This is a genomic window from Brevundimonas sp. NIBR11 (assembly GCF_027912535.1).
Taxonomy (GTDB): Bacteria; Pseudomonadota; Alphaproteobacteria; order Caulobacterales; family Caulobacteraceae; genus Brevundimonas.
Genome location: NZ_CP115465.1, coordinates 447,810 through 462,970, shown reverse-complemented (window position 1 = coordinate 462,970; position 15,161 = coordinate 447,810). Strand labels below are relative to the sequence as shown.

General features: G+C 67.9%; 14 protein-coding genes. 10 read left to right on the top strand and 4 right to left on the bottom strand.

All coding sequences use genetic code 11. The annotated features are described in order from the left end of the window. Window positions 1–18 precede the first annotated feature (18 nt). From O5O43_RS02150 to recA, 7 genes are all read left to right on the top strand, one after another. Window positions 19–684, top strand: coding sequence for a histidine phosphotransferase family protein (locus tag O5O43_RS02150; protein ID WP_271085288.1), 666 nt, complete (start codon window positions 19–21; stop codon window positions 682–684). An 88-nt stretch (window positions 685–772) separates the two neighbouring features. Further along, a complete protein-coding gene (locus tag O5O43_RS02145) occupies window positions 773–1,144 on the top strand; it encodes a response regulator (RefSeq protein WP_271086362.1) in 372 nt (123 codons plus the stop codon). Window positions 1,145–1,175: 31 nt separating this feature from the next. Further along, complete coding sequence (locus O5O43_RS02140; protein WP_271085287.1) at window positions 1,176–1,991, top strand: protein-glutamate O-methyltransferase CheR; 816 nt, start codon at window positions 1,176–1,178, stop codon at window positions 1,989–1,991. Between the two features lie 61 nt (window positions 1,992–2,052). Then, on the top strand, window positions 2,053–3,936 hold the full coding sequence (locus O5O43_RS02135) for a M20/M25/M40 family metallo-hydrolase (RefSeq protein WP_271085286.1): 1,884 nt from the start codon (window positions 2,053–2,055) through the stop codon (window positions 3,934–3,936). Window positions 3,937–3,999: 63 nt separating this feature from the next. Next, window positions 4,000–4,692, top strand: coding sequence for a methyltransferase domain-containing protein (locus O5O43_RS02130; RefSeq protein ID WP_271085285.1), 693 nt, complete (start codon window positions 4,000–4,002; stop codon window positions 4,690–4,692). 79 nt (window positions 4,693–4,771) lie between these two features. Further along, the gene (locus O5O43_RS02125) at window positions 4,772–5,599 is read left to right on the top strand and encodes a DUF4344 domain-containing metallopeptidase (protein ID WP_271085284.1); all 828 of its coding nucleotides are present in this window, start codon (window positions 4,772–4,774) and stop codon (window positions 5,597–5,599) included. 383 nt (window positions 5,600–5,982) lie between these two features. After that, a complete protein-coding gene (recA, locus tag O5O43_RS02120) occupies window positions 5,983–7,065 on the top strand; it encodes a recombinase RecA (protein ID WP_271085283.1) in 1,083 nt (360 codons plus the stop codon). Window positions 7,066–7,209: 144 nt separating this feature from the next. Here recA and O5O43_RS02115 read toward each other — a convergent pair whose 3' ends face one another. Then, window positions 7,210–7,572 carry a DUF393 domain-containing protein gene (locus tag O5O43_RS02115; RefSeq protein ID WP_271085282.1) on the bottom strand — a complete coding sequence of 121 codons (363 nt, stop codon included), beginning with the start codon at window positions 7,570–7,572 and terminating at the stop codon, window positions 7,210–7,212. A gap of 104 nt (window positions 7,573–7,676) precedes the next feature. Between O5O43_RS02115 and O5O43_RS02110 the strand changes: the two genes are divergently transcribed. The 3 genes from O5O43_RS02110 (at window position 7,677) to O5O43_RS02100 (ending at window position 12,638) form a co-directional block, all read left to right on the top strand. Beyond that, window positions 7,677–7,880 carry a hypothetical protein gene (locus O5O43_RS02110; RefSeq protein ID WP_271085281.1) on the top strand — a complete coding sequence of 68 codons (204 nt, stop codon included), beginning with the start codon at window positions 7,677–7,679 and terminating at the stop codon, window positions 7,878–7,880. Between the two features lie 90 nt (window positions 7,881–7,970). Next, the gene (alaS, locus tag O5O43_RS02105) at window positions 7,971–10,640 is read left to right on the top strand and encodes an alanine--tRNA ligase (protein WP_271085280.1); all 2,670 of its coding nucleotides are present in this window, start codon (window positions 7,971–7,973) and stop codon (window positions 10,638–10,640) included. A 207-nt stretch (window positions 10,641–10,847) separates the two neighbouring features. Then, complete coding sequence (locus O5O43_RS02100) at window positions 10,848–12,638, top strand: DUF885 family protein (RefSeq protein ID WP_271085279.1); 1,791 nt, start codon at window positions 10,848–10,850, stop codon at window positions 12,636–12,638. Here O5O43_RS02100 and O5O43_RS02095 read toward each other — a convergent pair. The 3 genes from O5O43_RS02095 to O5O43_RS02085 form a co-directional block, all read right to left on the bottom strand. Then, window positions 12,635–13,189, bottom strand: coding sequence for a DUF2939 domain-containing protein (locus O5O43_RS02095; protein ID WP_271085278.1), 555 nt, complete (start codon window positions 13,187–13,189; stop codon window positions 12,635–12,637). The genes O5O43_RS02100 and O5O43_RS02095 overlap by 4 nt on opposite strands. Further along, entirely contained in the window at window positions 13,186–13,776 is a 591-nt protein-coding gene (locus tag O5O43_RS02090; protein ID WP_271085277.1) for a DUF2939 domain-containing protein, read from the bottom strand. The genes O5O43_RS02095 and O5O43_RS02090 overlap by 4 nt, the downstream gene beginning before the upstream one ends. Window positions 13,777–13,894: 118 nt before the next feature. Continuing rightward, window positions 13,895–15,115, bottom strand: a complete 1,221-nt coding sequence (locus O5O43_RS02085; RefSeq protein WP_271085276.1) for an NADP-dependent isocitrate dehydrogenase — start codon at window positions 15,113–15,115, stop codon at window positions 13,895–13,897. Window positions 15,116–15,161 lie beyond the last annotated feature (46 nt).

Sequence of the window (15,161 nt, the reverse complement as noted above, 5' to 3'; positions counted from 1 at the left end):
GCAGAGCCCGAGCCCCGCATGACCGACGCCGCCGTCTCCGCCCCGTCAGAACTGCCCGTGGACGGCCAGGAACTGGCCAGTCTGATCGCCGCCAAGCTGTGCCACGACTTCATCAGTCCCTCGGGTGCGATCATTTCGGGCCTGGACCTGCTGAACGATCCCACGGCCCAGGACATGCGCGACGACGCCATGAGCCTGATCGCCGACAGCGCCAAGAAGATGGTCGCCCTGGTCCAGTTCTGCCGCGTCGCCTTCGGAGCCGCCACCACGGCCGAACGATTCACCGGCGCCGAACTGACCGAGCTCGTCGACAACGTCGTGGCCGGAGGCCGCGCGACGCTCGGCTGGAAGCTCGACGCGGGAGACTTCGGCAAGCCCCAGGCCCGCGCTCTGGTCAATCTCGCCTATCTGATCGTCGGCGCCCTGCCGATGGGCGGGGCCGCCACGGTCGCCGTGCGGCATGAGGGCGCACAGATCGTCATCGACGGAATCGCCGAGGGCGCCCGCGCCCGGCTGAAGGCCGAGGCCGCGACCGGCCTTTCCGGCCGGCGCCTGAGCGAAGGCCTCGCGGGCCAGTGGATCCAGCCCTACTGGCTGTGGCTGACGGCCGATCAGCACGGCGGATCCCTGGCCGTCGAGGCTGTCGAGGGCCGGGTGTCGATGACCGTGCGCATGCCGTCTTAATCCCGAATCCCAACGCCTCGTTAACCGCCCGGAAGCGATATTGGCGGTTGAAGCGGCGGGTGATTCCGGCCGCTGGGAGAACTTCGCGTTGGACGTCCGCACCTGCCTCATCGTCGACGACAGCCGGATCATCCGGAAGGTCGCACGCCGTATCGTGGAAGGTCTGGGCTTCGAGGTCGACGAGGCCGCCGACGGCGTGGAAGCCCTGTCCTACTGCACGGGCCTGATGCCCGACGTGGTCCTGCTGGACTGGAACATGCCGGTCATGGACGGCCTGACCTTCCTGCGCCGCCTGCGGGCAACCCCCGGCGGCGACAAGCCCAAGGTGCTGTTCTGCACCATCGAGACGGCGCCCGACCGGATCGCCGAGGCCCTGTCCGCCGGCGCCGACGACTACGTCATGAAGCCGTTCGACTCCGAAATCCTGCATTCCAAATTCAGCGAAGTCGGAGCGGTCTGAAGCCAGCCATGACCCGCTCCGTAGCTCGATCATGATCCAGGACGATTTCGAACGTCTGCAGGCCCTGATGGTCTCGCGCGCCGGCTTCCGCCTGGGGCGCGATCGCATTCATCTGGCCGAGCACCGGCTGGCGCCCGTGGCCCGGCGCGAGGGCTTCGACAGTGTCGACGACATGCTGGCCAGCCTCTGGGCCAAGCCGGTCGCGAGCCTGGGCTGGTCGGTCATCGAAGCCCTGCTGAATCCCGAGACCTGGTTCCGCCGCGACCGCGCCATCTTCGACACCTTCGCCAACGAGCTCCTGCCCGCCATCGGCCGCGCCCGACCCGACGGTCTGGTGCGCATCTGGTCCGCCGGCTGCTCCCACGGTCAGGAACCCTATTCCCTGGCCATGCGCGCCCTGGAGACACGGGCCAATGTCGACATCGTCGCCACCGACCTGTCCCAGCGCGCAGTCGATCGCGGGCGCGCCGGCTCCTACACAGCTTTCGAGATCCAGCGCGGCCTCTCGGCTCAGGCCATGCTGAACTGGTTCGATCCGGCTGAGGACGCCTGGGTCGCCAAACCCGAGCTGAAGTCCGCCGTCCGCTTCGCTCGCCACAACCTGCTGGACGCCCCGGCCGACGCCGTCCAGTTCGACGTCATCCTGTGCCGCAACGTCCTCTCTGAGATGGACCCGGCCAAGCGCGGCCAGGTCATCGACGGCCTGGAAAAGCGTCTGGTCGACGACGGCGTCCTGATCCTGGGCGCCGACGAGCGGATCGACGGCGACACCGTGGCCTTCCGCCCCGTCGGCGGTCGCAAGGGCCTGTTCGTGAAAGCTCCCTCGGCCCTCAGCCGCGCCGCCTGATCCCGGTCGACACGGCCCCGCTTGCGACCCTATGGTCGGGCGAACGTCGGAGGGGATGTCGATGCGTTGGGCTCTGTTTCTCGGATCGCTGGCCGTCGCCCTCCTGATCGGCGTCTGGGCGCTTCAGGTCCCCGCGCCCAAGGGGACCGGAAGCCCAGCCGTTGACTTCTCCGCCGCCCGCGCCATGTCGGACGTCCGCGCCATCGGCGCCCGTCCCCACGCCGTCGGATCGGCCGACCATGCCCGCGTGCAGCAATATCTCTTCGGTCGCATGGCCCAGCTGGGCCTCAACCCCACGCTTCAGGCCGGGGCGATGTCGCCCGAGGCGATCACCCGCCTGACCCGCTGGGGCGGCGATCCGGCGGCGACGGGCAATCAGGCGGTCAACATCGTCGGCGTCCTGCCCGGCCGCGACCCGAACGCCGCCGCCGTCCTGATGATGGCCCACTACGACAGCGCCTGGAGCTCGCCCGGCGCGGCCGATGACGGCGCGGGCGTGGCGTCCGTTCTGGAAGCCGTGCGCGCGATCAAGGCGCGCGGCCCGACCAACCGCAGCCTCGTCGTCCTCCTGACCGACGCCGAGGAACTGAACCTCGACGGCGCCCGCATCTTCTTCTCCGAACATCCCTTGCGCGACCGCGTGGGCGCCGTGGTTAATCTGGAGGCGCGAGGCGGTGGCGGCCGCGCCTTCATGTTCGAGACCGGACGCGGCAATGCCGAGACCATCAACCTGTTCAGCCGCGCCGCGCGCAAAGCCGACGGCGGAGCCTCCTCAAGTTCCCTGTCGATCTTCGTCTACGAGAACATGCCCAACGGCACCGACTTCACCATCCCCAAGAACCGGGGCATCGGCGGAGTCAATTTCGCCTTCATCGGCCGTCCGTCCCAGTACCACGCCCCGAGCTCCACGCCTGACAACCTCGACCAGGGTTCGGTCCAGCACATCGGCTCGCAGGCGCTGGAGGCGACCGACGCCCTGCTGCGCGCCGACGCCCTGCCGGTCGCGGGCCGAAACGTCGTCTACGGCGACTATCTGGGCCTGTTCACCATCGTCCATTCGCCGGACCTCGGCTGGACCCTTCTGGCCATCACCGCCGCGCTGGGAGCCTTCGCGGCCTGGGGTGCGCGCCACGCAACCCGCTTGACCGCCGCCGACGTCGGACGCGGCATGCTGTCGGGCCTGTGGGTCCTCGCCATGGGCATCGTCGTCGCCCACGGCGTCCGCGTCCTCGCAGGGCCCCTGACGGCGCGAGCCGAGTCCGCCGACGCCTACTACACGCTTCTGCGCCGCCTGCCGTGGATGGAGGCCGGAACCGGTTTCGCCATGTCCGCCGTCGCCCTCGCTCTCCTGGCCGGACGCAAAGCCCTGGGGCCGAAACTCCTGTCCGGCGTCGTCGTCGCGGCCGTCGCCGTCAGCCTGATCCTGGGCGGGTTTGAACCTGTGGTCCTGGGCGCCGGTGGCGTCGCCTTCGCCCTGTCGGTCTGGTCCCAGAGCGCGCCGAAGACCGTCTGGGGCGGCTGGCTGGGCCTCATCGCCCTGATCTTCGTCCTCGGCTGCGCGGCCCAGGGCGCGGCGCCCGAAGCCGCCCTGATCCTGATTTGGCCGGGCCTTCTGGCGGCCGTTGCGGCGGCGGCCTGCGCCCTCGTCGGCGCCCGGCTGGAGAGCGCGCGCGCTCTGATCCCGGCCGTCGTGGCCACGGTCGTAGGGGGCGCCTGGATCCTGAACCTGTCGCATCAGGTCTTCCTCGGTGTCGGCATGGACCTGCCCGGCGTCCTGGCCCTGATGACGGTGCTGGTCCTGCTGTTCCTCACCCCCCTTGCGCCCAAGGCCAAGGGCGCGCTCGCCGCCGCGGCGGCCGCCTGCCTGATCCTCGCCTGCGGCCTGTCGCTCACGGCCCGCTTCGCCGAGCCCGAGTCGCCGCACACGGCGACCGGACCCAGTTAGGTTACCCGCCCGCTAACCCTGCCCCTTAGCCGGACGGCAAAACCCGGCCTGTATCAAGGTCGCATGAACCTGATCCACGCCCTCCAGGACAACACCGATCCCAACTCGCTGGTGTCGCGCTTTCGCCGCGCCCGCGCCAAGCGGATCGTCGATCTCATCACCCGGATCCACGCCGAGAAGGGATCGGTGAACATCATCGATCTGGGCGGCGAGGCGAACTACTGGACCTTGTTCGATTCCCAATTTCTGCGCGCCTCCAAGGTCCGCATCACCCTCGTCAATCCGGGCGGCATCGACGAGGTCGCCGACCCGGCCCTGTTCACCATCGTCGACGGGGACGCCTGCGCGCTGCCGCAGTACGCCGACCATAGCTTCGACCTGGTCCACTCCAACTCGGTCATCGAGCATGTCGGCGACTGGACGCGCATGGAGGCCTTCGCCGCCGAATGCCGCCGTCTGGCCCCGCGCTACTACGTCCAGACCCCCTATTTCTGGTTCCCGGTTGAGCCCCACTTTTCGGCCCCCTTCTTCCATTGGCGCTCGGAACAGAGTCGCGCCCGGTCTCTGCTCAAACGCCGCCACGGCTTCTCGCAGAAGGCGCTCGACATGGGCGCGGCCATGCGCGACGTCCAGCACGCCCGCCTGCTGGACAAGGCCCAGTTCCGCTTCCTCTATCCGGACGCGGCGCATCACGACGAGGTCGTCGCCGGTCTGACCAAGTCCCTGATCGCCGTGCGCGACCCAACGGCACACTGACGCGGCCTGACGGCGCCCTGCCCGCGCGTTGGCGACGACCCAGGCCTCCGCTAGACAGCGGGCGTTCAGGGGGACCGTCATGTCCAAATCGTTCGGGGCGCTGCTGCGCCGCTCCTTGCTCGTTGCGCTCGGGACCCTGTCCCTGGCCGCCTGCGAGGACACGACGACCACGGCGCACACCAACTCGGCCGCCCGTTCCTCCGGCGGGGACCGCGGCGACTTCAAGGTCCTGCCGGCCGCGCTGGAGGACGACGAATACACCGAGCTCGCCGCCCAGCTCAGCGAGGAACGCTGGCTCGAAGACATCGCTGACGTACTGAACGAGAGCCTGAACCTGCCGCGCGACATCGGCATGCGCTTCGCCCAGTGCGGCGAGAACAATGCCTACTACGTCCCCGAAGACCACGAGATTCAGGTCTGTATCGAGATGTTCGAGGGCGAGCGCGAGAATTTCGCCAACTTCTACGACACCGAGGAAGAGATCGAGGACGCCGTCAACGGCTCATTCCTCTTCACTGTCTTCCACGAGGTCGGCCACGCCCTGATCGACGTGCTCGAAATCCCCTTCACGGGCCGCGAGGAGGACGCCGCCGACAGCCTGGCCGCATGGTGGTTGATCGACGGCGACGACGGCGAGGAATCCGCCATCTCCGGCGCCCTCAGCTTCTACACCGACCCGTCGGAAGCCGCCGAGGTCGAGGAGAGCGATTTCGAGGACGAACACTCCCTCAGCCAGCAGCGCTACTATACCCTGACCTGCCTGGTGTACGGCTCCGACACCGACAAGTACGCCAACCTCCTCGAAGAGGAATGGCTGACCGAGGCCCGCGCCGAACAGTGCCCCGCCGAATTCCAGCGCCTGACCAGCACCTGGTACACCCTGCTGGACGCTCACCTGAAGGAATAGGCGACTTGCTTTGACGATGGCTCGTCAAGCGCTCCCTTCGAGGTTGTCGTCACCCCAGAGCCGCCCAGCGCGGTCCTCGCCGATCAGATCAGAGGCCTGGATTTGCGCGCACGGCGGGCCGCCTTGGAGGCAAGGCTGGTCGGTCGGTTCTGACGGGCGTTAAGGCGTTGCTACAAACCTCGATGGCCTGATCGCTCACCGCTCACGTCAAAATCGGACGTAGCCGGGCCGCGTCTCCGAGGCGTTCCAAAAAGAACATATTGGCAACCGGAACAAACCGTGCACATAGTCTGGCTCACAGGGAGCGGGTCACGGTCATCGGACCGAAGGCGGGCCTCTCCCCCGAAGCATCATTGGGAATCATGGCAAGGGAGAGTGGTAAGGTGGCATCGCAGGCGGCATTGAAATTGGTCGGCAAGGAAGACGGCGACAAGCAGCGCGCTCTGGAGGCGGCGATCGCACAGATCGATCGCGCCTTCGGCAAGGGCTCGGTCATGAAACTGGGCAAGGGCGGGGTCGCCGACGTGATCCCCTCGGTGTCCACCGGCTCGCTGGGCCTGGACATGGCGCTGGGGATCGGCGGCCTGCCGCGCGGTCGGGTGATCGAGGTGTTCGGTCCTGAATCCTCGGGCAAGACGACACTGGCCCTGCACACCGTGGCCGAAATCCAGAAGGCCGGGGGCGTAGCCGCCTTCGTCGATGCCGAGCACGCGCTGGACCCGACCTACGCTCAGAAGCTGGGCGTGAACCTGGATGATTTGCTGGTGTCCCAGCCGGATCATGGCGAACAGGCGCTGGAGATCGTCGACACCCTGGTGCGTTCGGGCGCCGTGGACATCGTGGTGGTCGATTCGGTCGCCGCCCTGACGCCGCGCGCGGAGATCGAGGGCGAGATGGGCGACAGCCTGCCGGGCCTTCAGGCTCGCCTGATGTCCCAGGCCCTGCGCAAGCTGACCGGCTCGATCTCGAAGACCAACTGTATCGTCCTGTTCATCAACCAGATCCGTCACAAGATCGGCGTGATGTACGGCTCGCCCGAGACGACGACGGGCGGCAATGCGCTGAAGTTCTATGCTTCGGTCCGCCTCGACATCCGCCGCACCGGCGCGATCAAGGATCGGGACGAGGTCACCGGCAACACCACCCGCGTCAAGGTCGTCAAGAACAAGGTCGCCCCGCCGTTCCGCGAGGTCATCTTCGACATCATGTACGGCGAGGGCATCTCCAAGCTGGGCGAGATCATCGACCTGGGCGTCAAGGCCGGGGTGATCGAGAAGTCGGGCAGCTGGTTCTCCTACGACTCGACCCGCATTGGTCAGGGCCGCGAGAACGTCCGCAACTTCCTCAAGGCCAACCCCGACATGGCCGACGCGATCGAAAAGGCCGTTCGCGCCTCGACCAACAAGATCGCCGACGAGCTCCTGGGCACGCCCGAGCCCGACGAAGGTCAGGACCTCGAGGGCTGATCCGGACTCTACGGACTCTGCGGACTGTGTTTCCAGTCCGGACACCGAACACTCTCCCCGGCTGGTCCCGCGACCCGCCGCCGACCCCCGCGGGGCTCGGGCCGGGGAGAGCCGCCCGCCCGGCTTCGTCCGGGCGGGCATTTTTCATCTGGACCGCGAGCGCCTCCGCACCCGCCGCTGGATCCACGGCCGCACCCGCAGGAAGGCGACATACAGCCGCTCCAGCCCGGCCAGAACCCGCGGGTTCCGCGCCAGCCGGCCGAAGGGCGCCAGCATCGGGATCGCACGCCACATCGCCGCGAAAGCCTCGGCGCCCGAAACCATCCGTCCATCCTCGCACGCATGGAACCGGGCCAGCAGGTCGGCGCGATCGATCGGACAGCCGCCCTGCCCCGTCGCTACATCCGTGAAGACGATGGCGCCCCGCCGATCCAGTCGCCGCAACAGGGCGATCTCGCTCCGGCAAAGCGGGCAGTCGCCATCGAACCAGACTTCCAGCGTGGACATGCGCCATCTTACGCCTTGGACACCGTCTTGCCCCGCGTCACGCCGACGCGCAAAACCGCGAACCTTTCCCCCCGCCGGCGGTTGATCCGCGCAAGGAGACCCGCATGGCCGACAGCATCCCGACCCTGACCCAGTTCAACCTGGCCGAAGGCGACGACGGTTACCTGCTCGAGATCGGCGGATCGGACGGGTCCGTGCTCCGCGTCGCCGCCAGCGCCGAACAGATCGACGCCATCATCGAAGCCCTCGACGCCCTTCTGTCGGACGAGGACGACGCCATCGACGAGCCAGGCGACGACGCCGACTGACACCGCCGATCACGGACGGGTGATGCGGCGCGCGCCGAAACCCTATATGACGCCGGTTCCCCGCCCTTCGACGCATCAAGACGACCGACCATGGCCAGCCTGAAACAGATCCGCTCGACCTTCCTCGATTACTTCGCGGCCGACGGTCACACCAAGGTCCACTCGGCCCCGCTGGTGCCGCAGAACGACCCGACGCTGATGTTCGTCAACGCGGGCATGGTGCCGTTCAAGGACTATTTCACCGGCGCGGCCACGCCGCCCTACCCGCGCGCGACGTCCTCGCAGAAATGCGTTCGCGCCGGCGGCAAGCACAACGACCTGGACAACGTCGGCTACACGGCCCGCCACCTCACCTTCTTCGAGATGCTGGGGAATTTCTCCTTCGGCGACTATTTCAAGGAACACGCGATCGACCGCGCGTGGACCCTGGTCACCAAGGACTACGGCCTCGATCCGAAGCGCCTGCTGGTCACCGTCTACATCGACGACGATGAGGCCGCCGCGATCTGGAAGAGGGTCACCGGCTTCTCGGACGACAAGATCATCCGCATCGCCGGCTCGGACAACTTCTGGGCTATGGGCGACAGCGGCCCCTGCGGTCCCTGCACCGAAATCTTCTGGGATTACGGCGACCACGTCCCCGGCGGCCCTCCCGGCTCGCCTGACGAGGACGGCGACCGCTACGTGGAGATCTGGAACAACGTCTTCATGCAGTTCGAGAAAGAGAACGACGAGATCGTTCGCAAACTGCCCAAACCCTCGGTCGATACCGGCATGGGCCTGGAGCGGATGACGAGCGTGCTCCAGGGCAAGAACTCGGTCTTCGACACCGACCTGTTCCAGACCCTGATCGCCGCTTCCGAGGACGCCACCTCGACCAAGGCGGAGGGCGCGCAAGCCGCCAGCCACCGCGTCATCGCCGACCACCTGCGTTCGTCTTCCTTCCTGATCGCCGACGGCGTGACCCCCTCTAACGAGGGTCGCGGCTATGTGCTTCGCCGCATCATGCGTCGCGCCATGCGCCACGCCCACCTGCTCGGCGCCGCCGATCCCCTGATGCACCGTCTGGTCCCGACCTTGGTCGACCAGATGGGCGAGGCCTTCCCGGAGCTGGTGCGCGCCCAGGCCTCGATCGAAGACACGATGAAGCAGGAGGAGATCCGCTTCCGCACCACGCTCGGCCGCGGCATGGCCCTGCTGGACGAGGCGACGGCGGGCCTGTCGGCAGGCGGAGTCATCTCGGGCCAGACCGCCTTCACCCTGTCCGACACCTACGGCTTCCCCCTCGACCTGACGCAGGACGAGGCCCGTCGTCGCGGCTTGACCGTCGACAACGACGCCTATGAGGCCGCGATGGCCCAGCAGCGCGAGCGCGGCAAGGCGAACTGGAAGGGCTCTGGCCAGACGGCCTCGGCCGGCGAATGGCTGTCCCTGCGCGACCGCCTCGGCCCGACCGTCTTCACCGGCTATGACGCCATCGAGGGCTCGGGCGAGGTCCTGGCCATCGTGCGCGGCGGTGAATCCATCGACGCTCTCGAACCGGGCCAGACGGCTGAGGTCCTCTTCGACCAGACCCCCTTCTATGGCGAAGGCGGCGGCCAGACCGGCGATCGCGGCGAGGTCGAATGGACCGACGCCTCCGGCCAGCAAGGCTTCGGCGTCATCCTCGACGTCCAGAAACACGCCGGCGGCGACCTCTACGCCCACAAGATCGAGATCGAGTCCGGAACCCTGACCATTGGCGCCCGCGCCCAACTGCGCGCCGGCGCCGAACAACGCCTGACCACCCGCGCCAACCACTCCGCCGCCCACCTGGTGCACGCGGCGCTGAAGAATGTTCTGGGTCCCCACGTGGCTCAGAAGGGTCAGCTGGTCGATGCCGAACGCATGCGTTTCGACTTCAGTCACAATGCACCCGTCACCGAGGAACAGCTCGCCGCCATCGAGACCGAGGTGAACGCGATCATCCGACAGAACGTCCCGGTCACGACCCAGCTGATGACGCCCCAGGACGCCATCGACGGCGGCGCCGTCGCCCTGTTCGGCGAGAAATACGGCGACGAGGTCCGCGTGGTCACCCTCGGCCGCGCCCTGACCGGCGACAACAACGGCCCCTACTCCGTCGAACTGTGCGGCGGCACCCACGTCGCCCGCACCGGCGATATCGCCCTGTTCAAGATCACGGCCGAGACCGGCATCGCCTCGGGCATCCGCCGCGTCGAGGGCGTCACCGGCGAGGCCGCGCGCCAGTACCTGCTGGCCCAGGCCGGCGTGGCGAAGACGCTGGCCCAGTCCTTCAAGGTCCAGCCCCTGGACGTCCCCGCCCGCGTCGAGGCCCTCTCGGCCGAGCGCAAGGCGCTGGAGAAACAGGTCGCCGACCTGAAGAAACAGCTGGCCCTAGGCGCCGGCTCAGGCGCGTCCGCCGCGCCGGAAGAGATCAACGGCGTCAAGCTGATCGCCCGCATCCTCGACGGCGTCGACGGCAAGGGCTTGCGCGGCGTCGCCGAGGACTTCCGTAAACAGGTCGGCTCGGGCGTCGTCGCCCTGATCGGTCTTTCCGACGGCAAGGCGGCGGTCACAGTCGCTGCGACCAGTGACGTCGCCGACCGCGTCAACTCGGCCGACCTCGCCCGCGCTGCCGTCCTCGCCATGGGCGGCCAGGGCGCCGGCGGCAAGGCTGATTTCGCGCAAGGCGGCGCGCCGGACGGGTCCAAGGCCGAAGACGGTCTGGCGGCGGTGCGCGCGGCTCTGGCGGGCTAGTTCAAGCCCCTCTCCCCCTGCGGGAGAGGGAGCTCGCGCACGGCGGCGTCGCCGTCTTGCTTGCGCGATCGGGTGAGGGGTCACGCCGGTGGCGCCCGTGAGCATAGCCACCCTTCGGCTGCCGCCGTCTCCCGCAAGGGGAGAAGGGAGGCATTGACCTCGCCCCCCTCTTCCCTCCCCATGCCGCCCTCAGTTCGGGGGTCATTCATGAATCGCTTCGTCATTACCGCAGTCGCGGGCGTTCTTCTCTCCTCCGCGGCCATGACAGCCGCCGCCCAGACGCCGCCCGCTTCAACCAGCACGACCGCCGAGAACCCGGCGCTGGCCTCCATCATCGCCGACTACGACGCCTGGCAACTCAGCCTCAGCCCTGAGCAGGCGGCCCGGGAGGGCGACCAGTCCGCCAAGTCCCGTCTCTCCGATCCCTCCCGCGCCGCCGAACTCGCTCGCCTCGCCCCCCTGCACGAGTTCAAGCGTCGCCTCGCCGCCATCGACGCCTCGACCCTGTCGTCGAACGACGCCCTGAACCGCGATTTCCTGGCCATCATCGTCGATCGCTCGATCGAGTCCATCGGCCTGGACGGCGGCCGCCTGGCCTTCAACTCCGAGGGCGGACCGGGCCAGAGCGCGGGCTTCCTTGCCGCCGGAACCCGGATCACCAGCCGCGCCGACGCCGACGCCTGGCTGGCCCGTCTCGGCCTCCTCCACACCTGGTATGACGAAGGCCTCGCCGACGCCCGGCGCGGGCTGGAGACCGGCTTCGTCCAACCGAAATCCGTGGTCGAAAGCGCCCTCGCCATCTTCCGCAACGAGGCGGCCTTCACGCCCGAGACCGACCCGCTTCTGCGTCCGTTCGCCAGCCTGCCAGCGACCATATCGGCAGCGGATCAGGCCGATCTTCGCGCCCGCGCCGCCGCCATCGTCGCCGAACAGATCGTCCCGCGTCGTCGCGCCTGGGTCGAGTTCACCCAGAACGAATATCTGCCCGCCGCCCCGGACGAGGTGGGCATCGGCTCACGCCCCGGCGGTCGCGAGTTTTACGCCTTCGAGGCGCGCCGCTACACCACCACCGACCTGACCCCCGACCAGATCCACCAGATCGGCCTGGACGAGGTCGCCCGCATCCGCGCCCGCATGGACACGGAGATGCGCGCCTCCGGCTGGACCGGCGACTTCGCCGGCTTCCTGAACCACCTGCGCACCGATCCGCAGTTCTACGCCACCTCGCGCGAGGACATGCTGGAGAAGGCCTCGGAGATGGCCAAACGCGCCGACGGCGGCCTTCCGGCCCTGTTCCGCACCCTGCCGCGCCTGACCTACAACGTCCGCCCCGTGCCGCTGGACATCGAGGACAACTACACCACCGGCCGTTACAACGGCGGCTCGCTCGAGGAGGGTGTGCCCGGCGGCTATATCGTCAACACCGGCAAGCTGGATCAGCGGCCGCTCTACGAACTGCCCGCCCTGACGCTGCACGAAGCGGTCCCCGGCCACCACATCCAGATCGCCCTGCAGCAGGAGGCCGCCGCCGGTCCCGCCTTCCGTCGCAACGCCGGCGTCACCGCCTTCACCGAGGGCTGGGGCCTGTATTCGGAGTTCCTCGGCGAGGAGATGGGCTTCTACCGCACGCCGGAAGAGCGGTTCGGGCGTCTGTCCTACGAGATGTGGCGCGCCTGTCGTCTGGTCGCCGACACCGGCATGCACTGGATGGGCTGGACCATCGAACAGGCCCGCGCCTGTTTCACCGACAACTCCGCCCTGTCGCCGCACAACATCGAGACCGAGCTGCAGCGCTATATCGGCTGGCCGGGTCAGGCCCTGGCCTACAAGATCGGCGAAATCCGCCTGCGCGCCATCCGCACCCGCGCCGAACAGGCGTTGGGAGAGCGGTTCAACGTCCGCGACTTCCACGACGCCCTGCTCGTTGACGGCCCGTTGCCGCTCGACCTGCTGGACCGCCGCATGGACGCCTGGATCGCCGCCCAGGCCGCCCGCTAGGCGGCCTTCTCCGGCAGGTCTATCCCCGACAGCTTCCAGCCGAACACCCCCTGCCGCTTCAGCAGCAGTTTCAGCGTCTCGTCCGGTCGGTCCGGATCGGTCAGGCCCAGAACGAAGGTGTTCAGGTCGCGATAGCCGTAGCTCTGGCGGATGTCCTTGTCCTCGCTCTCCGGCTCCGGCGTGCGGGCCGTGGCGACGTCTTCGGGATCGGGCGTATCGGCCGTCCGCACCATCGCCGCGATCGTCGGAGCGGTGACCAGAGCATCCACCGCGCCCGAGACCAGCATGGGCGCCAGCATCATGCCCAGCCCGCCCAAGCCGCTCGAACGGACATCGGGATCGGCGTTGGCCTCGGCCATCAGCCGCGCTGTCAGTTCGTCCTTCACGCTGTCGCGGAAGGCAGGGAAGTCGACCATCCGCTCCAGCCCAGCCTCATCCCCGGCCTTGGCCGCCGCGACCAGGTTGTTCACCGTCAGGATCGGCGTGCCGAAATAGGCGATCAGGAACGCGACGACGCCGAGGATCACGACGCCCTTGATCAGACCCTTCATCGTTTCGTCTCCGGTTGGGCGGCGGGCGCGGTGCGGGCCGGAACCTGCGGCGTCGATCCGTCGGGCAGGCCGATGTGGACCAGCTTCCACTCAAACGGACCGCGCCGCTCGAAGGTGAAGACCGTGTCCGACCCGCCTTCGTCCGTGATCGCCATCCGCGCGCGATTGATCCCCCAGTAGTAGGGCTTGGGCCAGGGCGCCGGAGCCTCGTCCGTCCCCGGCTGGGCCGTCCGCACCGAGGCGTAGCGGCCCTCGGCCCGTGTCAGGCCGTCGATGGCGTCGGGCGTGAGATAGGCGTCGGGATTCGGCCCCTGCGGCGCCGCCACCTCCTCGAACTGACGCCGGAAGGCGCCAATGGGGTCGCTTAGGATCGACGGCGGCGGCGTCATCGCCTCGGGCCGCCCCGACAACTGCGGCCTTAGCGACGCGCGCACAGCGTCGAAATCCACTAGCCGCTGCAGCCCCGCGACATCGTCCGACTGAGCCGCCGAGCGGATGCCGAAGAAGGCCACGGCCGGCGCCGCGAAGAAGCTGATCGCCGTCAGGACGACGGCGGCGAGCACCAGATTGCCGAATAGATTCTTCACCGGTGGTCTCCCCTCCTCCGACGCGAAGCCCATCAATGCACGTCGAAGCCCGCGGCTCAAACGAAACCCCGCCGGAGAAGCTCCGGCGGGGTCGAAATAATCAGAACCGTGCTCAGGTCTAACCGACGTTCGGCAGGGCCGTCTTCAGGTTCTCGGCGACCTTGTCGAGGAAGCCTTCGGTCGTCAGCCACGACTGCTGGTCGCCGACCAGCAGGGCCAAGTCCTTGGTCATGAAACCGGCTTCGACGGTCTCGATGACGACCTTTTCCATCGTCTCTGCGAACTCGAGCAGTTCGGCGTTGCCGTCCAGCTTGGCGCGGTGCTTGAAGCCGGCTGTCCAGGCGAAGATCGAGGCGATCGAGTTGGTCGAGGTGGCCTCGCCCTTCTGGTGCTGGCGATAGTGGCGGGTCACGGTGCCGTGCGCGGCTTCCGTTTCCATGATCTTGCCGTCCGGCGTCATCAGGACCGAGGTCATCAGGCCCAGCGAGCCGAAGCCCTGGGCGACGACATCGGACTGCACGTCGCCGTCGTAGTTCTTGCACGCCCAGACGAAGCCGCCCGACCACTTGATCGCCGCGGCGACCATGTCGTCGATCAGGCGGTGCTCATAGGTCAGGCCGGCGGCCTTGAACTTGTCGGCGTATTCAGCGTCGAACACTTCCTGGAAGATGTCCTTGAAGCGGCCGTCATAGGCTTTCAGGATCGTGTTCTTGGTCGACAGATAGACCGGATAGTTGCGGTTGAGGCCATAGCTGAACGAGGCGTGGGCGAAGTCGCGGATCGAGTCATCCAGATTGTACATGCCCATGGCGACACCGGCGCCCGGCGACTTGAACACCTCATGCTCGATCACCTGACCGTCGTCGCCGACGAACTTGATCGAAAGCGTGCCCTTGCCCGGCATCAGGAAGTCGGTGGCCTTGTACTGGTCGCCGAAGGCGTGACGGCCGACGACGATCGGCTGGGTCCAGCCCGGAACCAGGCGCGGCACGTTCTGGCAGATGATCGGCTCGCGGAAGACCACCCCGCCCAGGATGTTGCGGATCGTGCCGTTCGGCGACTTCCACATCTTTTTCAGGCCGAACTCGGCGACGCGCGCCTCATCGGGGGTGATGGTGGCGCATTTCACGCCGACGCCGTGCTTCTGGATGGCGTGGGCGGCGTCGATCGTCACCTGGTCGTCGGTGGCGTCACGGTGCTCCATGCCCAGGTCGTAGTAGTCCAGTTCGACGTCCACGAAGGGGAAGACCAGCTTGTCCTTGATCCATTGCCAGATGATGCGGGTCATTTCGTCGCCGTCGATATCGACGATGGGATTGGCGACCTTGATCTTGGCCATGCGGCTTGCGTCCTGTGTGTTGCGAATGCGGGAGGTGGCGGCGGTA

Coding starts and splice junctions, on each gene's coding strand:
- O5O43_RS02125 (WP_271085284.1), top strand. CDS start 4,772: ATGTCCAAATCGTTCGGGGCGCTGCTGCGCCGCTCCTTGCTCGTTGCG.
- O5O43_RS02135 (WP_271085286.1), top strand. CDS start 2,053: ATGCGTTGGGCTCTGTTTCTCGGATCGCTGGCCGTCGCCCTCCTGATC.
- O5O43_RS02095 (WP_271085278.1), bottom strand. CDS start 13,189: ATGAAGGGTCTGATCAAGGGCGTCGTGATCCTCGGCGTCGTCGCGTTC.
- O5O43_RS02150 (WP_271085288.1), top strand. CDS start 19: ATGACCGACGCCGCCGTCTCCGCCCCGTCAGAACTGCCCGTGGACGGC.
- O5O43_RS02110 (WP_271085281.1), top strand. CDS start 7,677: ATGGCCGACAGCATCCCGACCCTGACCCAGTTCAACCTGGCCGAAGGC.
- O5O43_RS02115 (WP_271085282.1), bottom strand. CDS start 7,572: ATGTCCACGCTGGAAGTCTGGTTCGATGGCGACTGCCCGCTTTGCCGG.
- O5O43_RS02130 (WP_271085285.1), top strand. CDS start 4,000: ATGAACCTGATCCACGCCCTCCAGGACAACACCGATCCCAACTCGCTG.
- O5O43_RS02100 (WP_271085279.1), top strand. CDS start 10,848: ATGAATCGCTTCGTCATTACCGCAGTCGCGGGCGTTCTTCTCTCCTCC.
- alaS (WP_271085280.1), top strand. CDS start 7,971: ATGGCCAGCCTGAAACAGATCCGCTCGACCTTCCTCGATTACTTCGCG.
- O5O43_RS02140 (WP_271085287.1), top strand. CDS start 1,176: ATGATCCAGGACGATTTCGAACGTCTGCAGGCCCTGATGGTCTCGCGC.
- O5O43_RS02085 (WP_271085276.1), bottom strand. CDS start 15,115: ATGGCCAAGATCAAGGTCGCCAATCCCATCGTCGATATCGACGGCGAC.